12 protein-coding genes and 4 pseudogenes are annotated in these 12,736 nt (G+C 37.2%); 4 read left to right on the top strand and 12 right to left on the bottom strand.

Going from position 1 to position 12,736, the window contains the following annotated elements; genetic code table 11:
* Nucleotides 1-302 (top strand): annotated as a pseudogene (locus B3Q46_RS08980) (ISNCY family transposase); the annotation flags it as partial.
* A gap of 78 nt (nucleotides 303-380) precedes the next feature.
* On the opposite strand, the gene B3Q46_RS08985 reads toward B3Q46_RS08980, so the two are convergent.
* The 5 genes from B3Q46_RS08985 to B3Q46_RS09005 form a co-directional block, all read right to left on the bottom strand.
* Nucleotides 381-1,298 (bottom strand): LysR family transcriptional regulator, encoded by a 918-nt coding sequence (locus B3Q46_RS08985; protein ID WP_004780028.1) that lies wholly within the window; start codon nucleotides 1,296-1,298, stop codon nucleotides 381-383.
* Between the two features lie 107 nt (nucleotides 1,299-1,405).
* Nucleotides 1,406-2,206, bottom strand: a complete 801-nt coding sequence (locus tag B3Q46_RS08990; RefSeq protein ID WP_286714884.1) for a sulfite exporter TauE/SafE family protein — start codon at nucleotides 2,204-2,206, stop codon at nucleotides 1,406-1,408.
* Between the two features lie 43 nt (nucleotides 2,207-2,249).
* Nucleotides 2,250-2,744 carry a flavin reductase family protein gene (locus B3Q46_RS08995; RefSeq protein WP_004780032.1) on the bottom strand — a complete coding sequence of 165 codons (495 nt, stop codon included), beginning with the start codon at nucleotides 2,742-2,744 and terminating at the stop codon, nucleotides 2,250-2,252.
* Between the two features lie 97 nt (nucleotides 2,745-2,841).
* A complete protein-coding gene (locus B3Q46_RS09000) occupies nucleotides 2,842-3,885 on the bottom strand; it encodes a methionine synthase (protein WP_004281804.1) in 1,044 nt (347 codons plus the stop codon).
* Nucleotides 3,886-3,936: 51 nt separating this feature from the next.
* Nucleotides 3,937-4,920: a putative oxygenase MesX gene (locus tag B3Q46_RS09005; RefSeq protein ID WP_004647848.1), complete on the bottom strand. Its 984-nt coding sequence runs from the start codon at nucleotides 4,918-4,920 to the stop codon at nucleotides 3,937-3,939.
* A 300-nt stretch (nucleotides 4,921-5,220) separates the two neighbouring features.
* Between B3Q46_RS09005 and B3Q46_RS09010 the strand changes: the two genes are divergently transcribed.
* Nucleotides 5,221-5,733: a hypothetical protein gene (locus B3Q46_RS09010; protein WP_227504430.1), complete on the top strand. Its 513-nt coding sequence runs from the start codon at nucleotides 5,221-5,223 to the stop codon at nucleotides 5,731-5,733.
* 71 nt (nucleotides 5,734-5,804) lie between these two features.
* Here the strand turns inward: B3Q46_RS09010 and B3Q46_RS09015 are convergent, their stop codons facing one another.
* Nucleotides 5,805-6,281, bottom strand: a complete 477-nt coding sequence (locus B3Q46_RS09015; protein ID WP_004780038.1) for a hypothetical protein — start codon at nucleotides 6,279-6,281, stop codon at nucleotides 5,805-5,807.
* 301 nt (nucleotides 6,282-6,582) lie between these two features.
* Between B3Q46_RS09015 and B3Q46_RS09020 the strand changes: the two genes are divergently transcribed.
* Nucleotides 6,583-7,251 (top strand): epoxyqueuosine reductase QueH, encoded by a 669-nt coding sequence (locus B3Q46_RS09020; RefSeq protein ID WP_004647714.1) that lies wholly within the window; start codon nucleotides 6,583-6,585, stop codon nucleotides 7,249-7,251.
* On the opposite strand, the gene B3Q46_RS09025 is transcribed toward B3Q46_RS09020, so the two are convergent.
* From B3Q46_RS09025 to B3Q46_RS09040, 4 genes and pseudogenes are all read right to left on the bottom strand, one after another.
* Nucleotides 7,248-8,639, bottom strand: coding sequence for a methylenetetrahydrofolate reductase C-terminal domain-containing protein (locus tag B3Q46_RS09025; RefSeq protein WP_286714894.1), 1,392 nt, complete (start codon nucleotides 8,637-8,639; stop codon nucleotides 7,248-7,250). The genes B3Q46_RS09020 and B3Q46_RS09025 overlap by 4 nt on opposite strands.
* A gap of 188 nt (nucleotides 8,640-8,827) precedes the next feature.
* A pseudogene (locus B3Q46_RS09030) lies at nucleotides 8,828-8,929 on the bottom strand (putative oxygenase MesX); the annotation flags it as partial.
* A 24-nt stretch (nucleotides 8,930-8,953) separates the two neighbouring features.
* A pseudogene (locus B3Q46_RS09035) lies at nucleotides 8,954-9,070 on the bottom strand (transposase); the annotation flags it as partial.
* 50 nt (nucleotides 9,071-9,120) lie between these two features.
* Complete coding sequence (locus B3Q46_RS09040) at nucleotides 9,121-10,326, bottom strand: tyrosine-type recombinase/integrase (RefSeq protein ID WP_004780040.1); 1,206 nt, start codon at nucleotides 10,324-10,326, stop codon at nucleotides 9,121-9,123.
* Nucleotides 10,327-10,628: 302 nt separating this feature from the next.
* Here B3Q46_RS09040 and B3Q46_RS09045 point away from each other — a divergent pair, with 302 nt between their 5' ends.
* Complete coding sequence (locus B3Q46_RS09045; RefSeq protein ID WP_286714897.1) at nucleotides 10,629-11,060, top strand: PPC domain-containing protein; 432 nt, start codon at nucleotides 10,629-10,631, stop codon at nucleotides 11,058-11,060.
* 118 nt (nucleotides 11,061-11,178) lie between these two features.
* On the opposite strand, the pseudogene B3Q46_RS09050 reads toward B3Q46_RS09045, so the two are convergent.
* Both B3Q46_RS09050 and B3Q46_RS09055 read right to left on the bottom strand, forming a co-directional pair.
* Nucleotides 11,179-12,145 (bottom strand): annotated as a pseudogene (locus B3Q46_RS09050) (IS481 family transposase).
* A 202-nt stretch (nucleotides 12,146-12,347) separates the two neighbouring features.
* Entirely contained in the window at nucleotides 12,348-12,659 is a 312-nt protein-coding gene (locus B3Q46_RS09055) for a hypothetical protein (RefSeq protein ID WP_286714900.1), read from the bottom strand.
* Between the last annotated feature and the right edge of the window lie 77 nt (nucleotides 12,660-12,736).

Raw genomic sequence — 12,736 nt, forward strand, 5'->3', positions numbered from 1 at the left:
TATCTTGAGTTTCTGGAATACCCGGAGGTACTGTAGCCATCATGTGTGATGGTCGAAAGCTCAACTACAGCCTCTTCGATAAATTAAGTCAGCTGAATCAGTGAGAGATTGTTGAGAATAAACGGTTAGGTTCAGTCCTGGCGCATATTTAACATCAACATGAAGAATTGGAAAAACAAAATAAACGTTCTCGTTTCAAGAAAAGTATGCCGAGTCGTAAAGCTCAGAAAGCTGTTATTGAACAAAGAAATCTCAATCCTGTGCTTGACTCTTGCGAGGGGGTAAAAAACAGGACATTTTAATTGGTGAATAACATACAAATCTACTCTACACTTTTTTAGCACTCCTTTGACCCTGAAGTAAAGGAAAAAAGCCTAGATTTAAGCATAATAGCTATTTCGTTTCTTAGAAAATCGTTCAAGCTGCTTTAAGAACCCTTCAAAATAGTCTCTCTGTTTTTCATCCGTTCTAAAACCTGCATATAAGGTTCGGCGTAATCCTTCAGGTGAAACACATTCTAGACGTCGTGACGTGACCCAGCCTTTCGCTTCATATTCATTCACTACCCAATCAGGTAGCGCTGCAATACCACGTCCGCTCGCCACAAGCTGAATCAGCATTTGGGTTAAGTCAGTGGTTCGAATGTTTTTAGGTTGAATATTTGCAGGAATAAATAGTTTCGACATGATATCTAAACGATGTTTATCCACTGGATAAGTAATCAGTGTTTCTTCAGCTAACTCTTTAGCGGTAATTTGCTCTACACGTACCAATGGATGGGTTGTTGATAAAACAAGTCGCGATTCATATTCAAATACCGGAAAGTATTCAACACCTTTTAAAGCGATTGGATCTGCTGTAATCAGTAAGTCAAATTCGCCATTTTGCAATAACTCATGTGGATTCGCTTCAAATCCTGATGCGAAGTCTAAATCGACATCTGGATATTGAATACGATACTGATTTAATAGTGGCATAAGCCAATCGAAACAACTATGGCATTCAGAAGAAAATGTGATTCGACCTGTTTGACCATGTAGAATTCTACTGATATCAGCTTGTGCGATTTGTACTTGTGGCAAAATCTCATCTGCTAGTTTTAGTAGACGTTGACCAACATTAGAAAAAGTAATAGGTCGAGTCTTGCGGTTCACGACCTCAACACCCATCCACTGATCAAGCTCACGTAGCTGATGAGATACCGCTGAAGGTGTAATGCAAAGATCGCTCGCAGCTGCGACTAAAGAACCATGTTCTCTTAAAGCTGAAAGCATTCTTAAGTGTTTTAATTCGATCATCTTGGGAGAAACTCAAATCATTGTCCTTGTAAGGATACATTAAAAGCAAAGATTAAAAGCCCACATGAAGCAGGCTATTTAACATGATGAATGATCATTGCGTAATATCAAATGAATCCTTTCACAAGGAAAAAGCATCCAACAATGACCAATAAAACGGCAAAGCATTTCTTCAACATTACTGGCGATAAGGCATGTGCAGCCTTCACACCAAATTTTGCAGTGATGAAACTCATGATACTGATGCCAATGAAGGCATAAATATGAACATAACCAATAGTATTCGGCACATTGATTTCAGCATTCATGCCAAAAATCATAAATCCTAATGCACCTGCAACCGCAATCGGTAACCCACACGCCGCAGATGTTCCAACAGCCTTCTGCATGACCACACCATAGCGATTCAGATATGGAACTGTCAGACTTCCACCACCAATACCAAAGATTGCTGATGCAACCCCAATCACACTACCTACAGCAACTTGTTGACCTGATGAGGGTAACGTTTTCGTTGGGTCAATTGCTTTTTTGGCACCTGTAAACATCGTATATGCGACCCAAATCAGAAATAAGCCAACAATGATTTGTAGATGTAATCCTGATATCAAACCAGCAATACCTGCCCCAAAAAAACAACCAATTGCCATAGGTGGCGCTAGATTTTTAAAAACAGGCCAAATCACAGCACCAGTTTTATGATGCGCAATCAATGAGCTAATCGAGGTTACAACAATGGTTGCCAAAGATGTGCCTAATGCGAGGTGCATAACCACATCGGGGTCATAGCCCATTTGGGTAAAGACAATAAAAAGCAGTGGTACAATAATCGTACCACCGCCGACGCCAAACAGCCCTGCCGCAAAACCAGCAAAAGCACCGATGATTAAAAAGGTTATAAGTTCCACAATAGACTAACTTTTAAAAAGATGAAGGAATTAAGGCATTGGGTTAAACGTGTTCCAATTGACCCACTTGATGATAAGCACGGTTAAAATACACCAGACTTTCTTCTTGATCGCTTTGTTGAACTTTAAGAACACGACACATGAAAACACTGTGTGTACCGACTTGCTGAATATCTTGAATCTCACAGTCAAAACTGACCAAGGCATCTTTCAAAATAGGTGAACCAGTTTCCATCGTACTCCAATCACCGAGTTTGAAACGATCTTCTGAGCTGAATTTACTTGAAGCAAAAGCATTTGAAAGCTGTTCATGCTGAGTACTTAGTACGTTTACAGCCAAGACTTTATTTTCAACAAAATGGGCATGTGAACGGGAGGATTGATTCATACAGACTAATAACATTGGCGGTGTATCCGTCACGCTACATACGGCAGATGCAGTAAATCCATGCATACCTGTTTCACCCAAAGTCGTAATAACATTCACTGCTGTGGTGAGTAAAGACATTGCATTTCTAAAGTCTGTTGCTTCAATCATCTCTTTCATCTCAAATGTACATATCACGTGCTCGTGCATAAAGCTGGACAAATGACCTTGCGATGATTTGTTCTGCTTCGCACGAGACTACGTTTGATTAAGCTTCTAGCTCTTTACGAACAATGGCAGCACCTGCGCTTAAAGCTTCAAGTTTGCCACGTGCCACTTGGCGAGATAGCGGTGTCATACCACAGTTAGTTGAAGGATACAGTTTATCTGCATCAACAAATTGCAATGCTTTGCGTAGCGTATTTGCTACTTCCTCTGCAGTTTCCACTTGAGTGGTTGCCACATCAATGGCACCCACCATCACTTTCTTACCACGGATCAATTCGATTAAATCCATTGGTACACGTGAGTTTTGGCATTCAAGTGAAATAATATCGAGCTTAGATTGTTGTAGTTTCGGGAATGACTCTTCGTATTGACGCCATTCATTACCTAAAGTTTGTTTCCAATCTGTATTGGCTTTAATGCCGTAACCATAGCAAATATGAACTGCAGTTTCACATTTTAGACCTTCAAGTGCACGTTCTAAGGTTGGTACACCCCAGTCATTCACTTCATCAAAGAATACGTTAAACGCAGGTTCATCAAATTGAATAATGTCTACGCCTGCTGCTTCAAGTTCTAAAGCTTCTTGGTTCAAAATTTTGGCAAATTCCCAAGCCAGTTTTTCACGGCTCTTGTAGTGTCCGTCAAAAAGTGTATCAATCATGGTCATTGGACCAGGCAACGCCCATTTAATTGGCTGACTGGTTTGGCTGCGTAAAAATTTCGCATCGTCTACAAACACTGCTTTTTTACGAGAAACTTCACCCACAACTGAAGGTACACTTGCATCATAACGATTACGAATACGCATGGTTTCACGCTTTTCGAAATCTACACCTTCAAGATGTTCAATAAACGTGGTTACAAAGTGCTGACGGGTTTGCTCACCATCACTCACGATATCGATACCTGCAGTGACTTGCTCATGTAATGATAATTTCAAAGCATCACGTTTAGCTTCTAATAATTCTTCGCCTTCAAGCTTCCATGCAGACCATAATTTTTCAGGTTCAGCTAACCAAGACGGTTTTGGCAAGCTACCCGCAGTTGAAGTTGGGAGTAAAAGTTTCGGTTGTGTAAGCGCCATGTCTAATCTTCTTTCTCTAAAATTCGTCAGTCTGTGTGTCAATTCGATGTCTTAAGCAGCTGTTTCGACCTTAAAGTTTGCTGCCCATTCATTTAAAATATCTTGATATGGTTTGATGAAGTTTTCTTCTGTCCATTTACCTTGCTTAACCGCTAACTCACCACGTTCAACACGGTCATAAACGATACGTGTCAGTGAGTAATCGCCATAGCTCAAGCTTGGTTGATACTCCACACCTGCCGGAGAGTTGGTGTTGTAAATTTCAGGACGATAAATTTTTTGGAAGCTTTCCATGGTTGCAATCGCGCTGATCAATTCAAAATCAGTATAATCACGAACTAAGTCGCCAGCGAAATAGAATGCTAATGGTGCATTACCACCTTCTGGTTTGAAGTAACGTACACGTAAGCCCATTTTGGCGAAATATTCATCGGTACGTGAATATTCATCATTGGTATATTCCTCACCTAAAATAGGATGTACGTTTGCCGTACGGTAATAGGTTTTAGAGGTTGAAACACTTAAACAAATCACAGGTGGCTTGGTAAATTCTGCCTTAAATACATCTGAATTCACCAAATGTTGATACAATTTACCATGTAGATCTCCAAAATCTTCAGGTTTTTCACCTACACCACAACCCAATTGAGGCAATACTACGCTGAAGTCGTAATCACGCACATAAGATGAGAAGCTATTGCCGATCATGCCTTCAATACGCTCCCCTGTTTTATGGTCAATCACTACACTTTTCAGTGTTTCAATAAATGGAAAGGTTTGGCCATTGCCTTCGATATCAATTTCAGCAGAAATGATGTCGATCTCAAGTGAGTAGCGATCACCTTTCGGGTTATCAACGGTCGCCAAGCTATTAAAACGGTTGTTGATCATCGCAAGGGTACGACGCAAGTTTTCTTCACGGCTTTCTCCACGTGCCAAATTGGCAAAATTTGTGGTTAAACGTGTGCTTTCTGCTGGCGTGTAGTTTTCATCAAAACGGATACGTTTAATTGAACACTCAAATGCTGTACTCATGGAGATTACCACCTAAAAATTTTATAAAAAGCTAAATTTCTGAATGGCTGTATTTAAACGTGAATAAGAAAGTGAGTAAAACGATATAAATTCAGCTTAAGATGAGAAATACTCATCTTAATAAATTAAAGATGCTGAGGATTTTTAGTTATTCAGTAAGCTAAGAGCATATTCTGGTCCAATTGGACACTTAATAGTATATCGTACTGGACATAGATTCTTCTTTTAATTGGATACTCTGATTTTCAGATACTCTTTGTATCTAAAACGAAATTTAAATGAAAAAGTAAAATAAGTCCTATGAAAAAAGCAGTTATTGCACTGAGTTGCTTAAGTATATTTATGACAGGCTGTTCCTCGCTTCTTAATCCAAGTATTCACAATTCACTAAAAGAAGTGAGAACATCGAACTTCCTAAAAAATGAAGATAAAACAAAAACCATTGGTGGGATTGATGCAAACAGTAATGGTGTTCGAGATGATATTGAGGGATACATAAATCTCAAATATGGAAATAACCCCAAATTTGTTAGCGTATATATGCAGTATGCAAAAGAATTACGAACAAAGCTGACGTTGGCTAGTGATGATCGTGAAGCCTATCGTAGAGCATCACACAAAGTCAGCAGGCAAATGATTTGTGCTTCGAAAATTGACTATGAAGTTGAGCCTGAAAAAATGTATCGGGACACAATGATCATCTATGCTCTGTCGGTGAATACTAAGCAGCGCAAGGCTGAAAGTAATCGTATTAGCTCATTGGTGAGTGGCATGGTCTTCATATTGCCAACTGAGGAACATTGCAAAAATTAACGATTTATTAAAATGTCCAAGTTAAAGAAGAATGGGTGTCCAAATACTTATTGATTTTGCAAGCTAAGCGGCTATCTAAAATCTTTATCTGAAATTGGTAATGTTTTTTGCAACTCTACCAAAGATAATAAATCTCCAACTATCAAGTATGTGTAAATAACATAACGATCAGCTTTTTGCCTAGAAATAATAATATTATGAGAACCTTTCTGAGCAGCTTTGAAAATAGCATCTAACCGTTCACCCAAATATTTCATCTGTGAACCAACGATTTCCTCAAATCTTTTAGAGTCTGACTGCTCATCAACATATGTAATAATTCGATTTAAATAATTATCCACACCTAATTTAATAATTTTAGTTTTACCATTATCTAAATTAATAGTCTTATCCTCTCTAGCAGGATAAATCACATCAGCAGTATCTTGTAATATTCGCCTACAACTATGAACGGCATTTGACCAATCCTCTGAATTTTCGGACGTTAAATTCTCATAAACAGATGCAAATTTTTGTGCTGATAATGGTACTTTGGTAATCGAATTCATTTAGCAATCTTGCCAATCTACTCGCCTTTAATGCGCAATTAGATAAAGAAGAGGTACTTAACTCAATATTACTAATAATTTCTTCACTTAATTTTAAAGCTTCATTCAATGACTCTTGATTAACTTGCAATGTTCTGATTCCAAAGCATTATTGTAGTTATTCTCTTATATACTTTAGTTCTTATTAAATTTCAATTAGTGAATTTCTTTCATCTTAACCTTAGAAAATATCAGTATATCAAATCCTTACTATCTAATTAAATCGTTAAAATATAGGGTTTAGATTTAAACCCATATAACTATGTCAAACAAACTTGAACGTCAGAAATTGACTCTCCCAGCAGGTCACGACAAGCTTCTGCTTCACTCCTGCTGTGCACCATGCTCGGGTGAAGTGATGGAAACCCTAATTGAATCAGGCATCGACTTTTCGATCTTTTTTTATAATCCCAATATTCACCCTGTCAAGGAATATGAAATCCGTAAGGAAGAAAATATTCGCTTTGCAGAAAAACATAATATTCCTTTTATTGACTGTGATTACGATACAGACAATTGGTTTGCACGTGCCAAAGGCATGGAAAATGAGCCAGAGAAAGGTATTCGCTGTACCATGTGTTTTGATATGCGCTTTGAACGGACTGCCCTTTATGCAGCTGAAAATGGCTTCAGCCTAATTAGTAGCTCATTGGGTATTTCTCGTTGGAAAGATATGAAGCAGATCAATGATTGTGGGCATCGTTCTGCTTCACATTATGAAGGTATCACCTATTGGGACTACAACTGGCGTAAAAATGGTGGTGCTGTTCGTATGCTTGAAATCAGCAAAAAGGAAGAATTCTACCAACAAGAATATTGTGGCTGTGTATACTCCTTACGTGATACCAACCGTTGGCGTATGAGCCAAGGTCGTGATCGCATCAAATTGGGCGTGAAATTTTATTCGAATGCCATGGATGATGAAAGCTAAGCTTCGGTCGCCAGATACCAATTTTTCCAGGAACTGGTTCCACGGACTTCAATGGGTACAGTTGGAATCAGTTTTTCTTTTAGAACGTCAGTCTGTCCCACGGCTTTGGCAAGTCGGGCTTTCACAGAATGAATGCATTCACGATCTCCAAACTCACAGCGATCCAATGTCGTACCACCACAAGGACCATTCGCCAATCCTTTGGGGCAAGTTTCAGGGCAAATATATAAAGTATCTCCTAACCTACATTGACCACAACTTTCACAACCCACGACCCCTTGCTTAGAGATAAATTCAGTTTTTAACAATGCTTTTGCTGCAGACGTATTTTCCCAGAGTGAGGCTTTAAAAATAAAATGCCCCACACCTTTGGCAATTTTGGACTCAAATAGAGCCTTGTGCATGAAATGCAATTGCTGATATTTAATAAGCTGGCTAGAGGATGGTTGGCGGGAATAATAAGCTAATTGTGGCACGAGTTCCTTTTTAGTCTCCACTTGCCACAGTGCATTCCAGAGTGCTTCGAGTTCCTGTAAACCATAATGTCGATATTGTTCAATATATTTTTCTAAAAGCTTTTGCTCTTCAGGCTTATGGCATGCTGAAAGATGCACACCTGCAAAACCCAAATACTTACACATCAATATTTGTATAGCACAACGTTTATAAGCATTCTCAGTTCGTCCATCCTGTTCTTCCTGAGCCAACACTCGTAACATGTGTGGTGTAATCACAATTCCTGCGATCTTATGTTTTACCATAAAATTGGCACGTGCCAAACTAAGTGGCATAACACAAGCAAGTATATTTTGTGGGTATCGATGACGATTTAAAAAAGCCTTGGCTTGTTTTAAAGCCTCCATATCGTAACCCAACTGGGTAACGATAAAGTCTGCTCCTGCTTTAATCTTTTTGTGAAGTTTTAAATATTGTGCATCACGTTCAGCTTCAGCATATTTAAAGGGATTAAAAGCTACACCAATATGAAATCCACCATAACACTTTGCGGCCATGACCGCATTTACAGACTCTAAATATCGGGTGCGATTCGTTCCATCTTGACCATTTGTATGCCCTTTTAACTTATCACCTGTGAGAAGCAGTAAATTTCTTTGTCCCGAAGCTTGAGTTAATTTTAAGAAGGTCTCAAAATCAGTAATATCCCGACCTTTCCCTGAATAATGGATGATTTTTTCCACTGATGAAGGAAATGTCTTCGCACATTCAAGTGGTGGCAAATCACTATCGGCATGCACTCGATCTGCCAAAGTGATCGCACATGGAAATTCTGCTAAAGACATTGGTACGGCAATGCCCTTAGCAGAACTTAAATATTCCAACAAAATACAAAACTGATTGTGCTTAAAATGGGAAGCAAGCTGTGACATAAAATAAAGTTCAAATAAAAATGATTAAAGCAGGTCGCAATTATATTCGACCTAATAAAATCAGCCCAATTAATCTTAAATAGGCTGATATAGAAAATTTTAGTCAATAATTATGCAATGAATCTATTCACTACATTCAATCAGGCAACTTTCTCATTAGATTCTCGCTCTAATGTGAAATGAAATGCCTATTTTTCAAGAATATTTTGATACGACTTAATGAAGTTCTCTTCTATCCATTTACCTTGCTTAAGATTCAATTGAACACGTTCAACACCTTCATAAACTTTACGAGTTAAGAGAAATCATCATTGTGAACAGACTATTTCTCTAAGTTGATTCATCACAACATGTAATTTATAGCCATAGAACCGGCCCATTGAGCTTTTACCACGAGATGCAATTTTAGATAATGATTTATGGCGGTGAATAGGTTTGTGCAACAAAGCCTATTCTAATTAAAACTTGGATTTCATAACCATTAATTTACAGTACAACTATCAATAAAATCGCCCCACCATTGCATCATTTCCATACGCTGATTAAAATATTCTGCATGATTATAACTTGCACGGGTTTTATTTTTATCAGTATGAGATAGCTGTGCTTCAATCCAATTTGATTGAAATAAACCGGATTCATTTAATATGGTACTAAATGTTGAGCGCAAACCATGAGATGATAGTTCATTTTTAGTATATCCCATCTTTCTAATAATTAAGTTCAGGGTATTAAAATGAATGGGTTTATTATTATTTCTTGGACTGGAAAAAACATATTTGTCTCCATGAGACCAGATTAGTGCAGATCTTACAACTTCAAGTGCTTGATCAGATAGTGGAACTAAAAATTCAGGAATATCATGACCTAAAATAACTTTTCTTCTATATTGTTTAATATGTAAGGCTGGTATTTTCCATATTTTTTTATCTAGATCGAAGTGATGCGGTTCACAAAGCAGTAATTCCCCACCTCGTACGCCTGTATATAACTTAAATAATAGGGCTTTTTTAATAATAGGATCTGTATTAACCTGCTTTAATCTAGCTAAAAAGCTAGATAGTTCATCTGAGTTTAAATACGGATAATTTTTTTTAATTTTATTATTGATTAATATTTTATGAAGTCCATGTGCAATATTATATTCACAATACCCCATCGCTACCGCATAATCATAAATCTGATTTAAATAACTATAGGCTTTCTTTACAGGTTCTTTTACATTTCTAGATTCTATATTTTTAATAATCTTAACTAGATCATATCTTTTAATTTCCATAAATGGCATTAGTCCAATATTTGGATAAACATCCTGATCTAAACATTTTTTTGCGAGCTGAATTACACCGCATCGTGGTTCATCTTTAAAGGAATTTTTAATTTTAAATTCTAACCACTCTTCACAAATATCCTGAAAAGTTTTGATGTATTTTTTATGCAGTGGTTTATTTTCATAATTATTAAATTTATATTCATCCCGGACTGATCTGGCCTCTTTCAAGGACATTACCGGATATTCACCCAACTTCATGCGAGGACGTTTATTTGTCCCTGCAAGTGAATAGCGGTAACTCCAAGATTTACGTCCGTTTGGTTCTACCTTCAAACTTAAGCCGTCATCATCTGCCAGAAAATAGATTTTTTCCTTTGGTTTAGCTTGACGTACCTTAATTTCAGTAAGACTCATGAATTTTTAACCTAACCACAAATGGCACTGCTCAATTCAATTATAGCAAATTTAAGCGATATTAATATGATGCGTATCATACGCATCACATATTTTTATAAGTAATTGTTAAATAAAATTTATATTTAGATTGGTTATTCCCTAGTAACCAATTAATTAACCATTGATTTTGCAAGTCTTAAATTGGCATTTGAAGTGCAACCCCATGTTATGACTATTCACATTTCTGCTCCATGATTCATGGTTACTTATTAGTAATGTTATTATGTCAGGAGCGAGACAAGAATTAGGGTAACCTTATTATGGAAATAGCGAATACGAAATTACTAGCTGGCGCTTTGATAGCCCTAACTTTAACTATAGTTAGCCCTGTCGTACTTGCAAATGATAACAATGATATACGAAAGACTATTGTAGTTAAGTTTGCTAAAAAAGCTTACTCTGCAAATTATTATGGAAGGATAGATGGATGCAAGTATGATTCCTACAAATTTTATGCTAAAAAAGGGCAAAAGTTAAAAGTGAAGTTGACTGGAGGAAATGTTGAAGCTTACTTATGGGGTAATCAATTAAAAGACTCCATCAATCTTGGAGAATATTCTCCAGAGCTTGATGATAATGGTATTTATATTTTACCTGCTTCAGGTGAATATGAAATTAGAGTATTACAACCTAGATCACAGGCAAGAAAAGATAAAAAACCTCAATACTGGATGAGTATTGACATTAAATAAAGACTTGCTAGATTTTTTTAAGCTTTTATACCAAGGTTCAAAAACTATTGCCAGTTAAACGGGGCGTGATTTTTATTCATATGTTTTTATATTAGTAAAAATGATATAGATACGTAATTCATGGAGATCGTTTCAATTTAGCAATCTCTAAATACATTTTGTCATTGGCATGTTGAATCCGTTCATTTGAGGGGTCGTATTGCTTCTGGACTTCACCTAAGAAAGGAGTTTCTTCACATAATTCAAAGTACCTTTCCATCGGTGTTTTATCTTTCAAAGCTGAATGTGGTCTCATCCAGTTATAGTAATGCTGCCATTCTGCCAGTTTGCTCTGAATTTCCTCTGAATCGATATCTACAGTAGCGTAGAACTCAGATTCATCAGTCTTTTGTGAGCGCTACCTTGCCATTCAGATAAGGTGAACCCGGTTTATTCGGCTTAAATTTAATCCCATACTGCATCATTTTTTCTGTACTTTTTCAGCAAAAAATTCTCGTCCACGATCGGTCCGTATTCGCTGTATGGGAAAAGGCATTTCTTCAATTACACAGTTAAAAAGTCGAGTGTATTCGCAGCTGTTCGGCGTTTATATATCCTTAAAACGCGATATCGTGTGCAGTCATCGATAGATGTGTACTGATATAGTCCAGGACCCAGTTTACAGGTATCCATTTGAATTCTATCGCCTGGTAATGGACGTTCATAACAAATGTAATCTACTTTACGACGGAATTTTTTAATCGGTTTGACTTAATGGATGGATAGTACTTTATGGATAGTCGCCAAGGACAACGAGACTCCGTGCAGCTCATTAATTCGGTTTGCAAACGTCGAGCACCAAGATTTCTAGCTGAGCGCATTTCCAATATTAAAGCTTCTAGCTCAGCATTGATTTTAGTATTTGGCGATTTTAAGGGACATTTACTATGACTACTTAATCCATCAATACCTTGTTCAGAATATCGTTTCCACCACTTGCGTAAAGTTGGTCTAGAAATGCCACATCTCCGACAAACCAGGCCAGCATTATTGGTCTCTTCAAATAATTTAACCCATACGACTCTTTGTTGAATTTCTCTGTTCATAGACACCCATTATATTGAAGTGATGTCTATAAATCACACAGATTATCATAAGACTTTTGCAACTGTCGCACCTCATGTTTGAATTCACCCATTAACAGAGTGCGAATTAGTCCTTGATTATGTTTGACCACATTTCAAGGAATAGTGTCCAACTTTCGGTATGCAGATTATGGTGTGGGGTTCTCTTAAAGTTTAAACCTTATTATTTTACTTCAGTAATGCTGATTGGCTGGTCTTTTACAAATTCAACAACCCCTTCACCACGTTTAAAGTGAATTGAAACTCCATTATTATTAGCTAAACGAATACCACTACCAGCAACTGTTTGCTTTAAACGATATACCATGCCTGAGTTATCAGTCATTAAAGCAGTTTCAAAGTTATCCGATGATTTCAGAAAAATTAATAAACCATTTGGACCAGAAAATTTAAGGACCTGCGTATCAGCTGAAGTATTTCTTGTAGCCTTATCTTGTAAAGTTTCAGTCTTTGGACTCGAAGTACACCCAGTCATTGCTAAAACTAACAAAGTTAAACGGCTTTGTTGCACAAAGATTTGAAATGCAAAGCGCCCCTAATTGAGCCAAATTT

The sequence above is a fragment of the Acinetobacter sp. UBA2581 genome (assembly GCF_002339435.1).
GTDB lineage: Bacteria > Pseudomonadota > Gammaproteobacteria > Pseudomonadales > Moraxellaceae > Acinetobacter > Acinetobacter variabilis.

Coding starts and splice junctions, on each gene's coding strand:
- B3Q46_RS09010 (WP_227504430.1), top strand. CDS start 5,221: ATGAAAAAAGCAGTTATTGCACTGAGTTGCTTAAGTATATTTATGACA.
- B3Q46_RS09015 (WP_004780038.1), bottom strand. CDS start 6,281: ATGAATTCGATTACCAAAGTACCATTATCAGCACAAAAATTTGCATCT.
- B3Q46_RS08995 (WP_004780032.1), bottom strand. CDS start 2,744: ATGATTGAAGCAACAGACTTTAGAAATGCAATGTCTTTACTCACCACA.
- B3Q46_RS09025 (WP_286714894.1), bottom strand. CDS start 8,639: ATGTCACAGCTTGCTTCCCATTTTAAGCACAATCAGTTTTGTATTTTG.
- B3Q46_RS09020 (WP_004647714.1), top strand. CDS start 6,583: ATGTCAAACAAACTTGAACGTCAGAAATTGACTCTCCCAGCAGGTCAC.
- B3Q46_RS09000 (WP_004281804.1), bottom strand. CDS start 3,885: ATGGCGCTTACACAACCGAAACTTTTACTCCCAACTTCAACTGCGGGT.
- B3Q46_RS09005 (WP_004647848.1), bottom strand. CDS start 4,920: ATGAGTACAGCATTTGAGTGTTCAATTAAACGTATCCGTTTTGATGAA.
- B3Q46_RS08985 (WP_004780028.1), bottom strand. CDS start 1,298: ATGATCGAATTAAAACACTTAAGAATGCTTTCAGCTTTAAGAGAACAT.
- B3Q46_RS09055 (WP_286714900.1), bottom strand. CDS start 12,659: ATGACTGGGTGTACTTCGAGTCCAAAGACTGAAACTTTACAAGATAAG.
- B3Q46_RS09040 (WP_004780040.1), bottom strand. CDS start 10,326: ATGAGTCTTACTGAAATTAAGGTACGTCAAGCTAAACCAAAGGAAAAA.
- B3Q46_RS09045 (WP_286714897.1), top strand. CDS start 10,629: ATGGAAATAGCGAATACGAAATTACTAGCTGGCGCTTTGATAGCCCTA.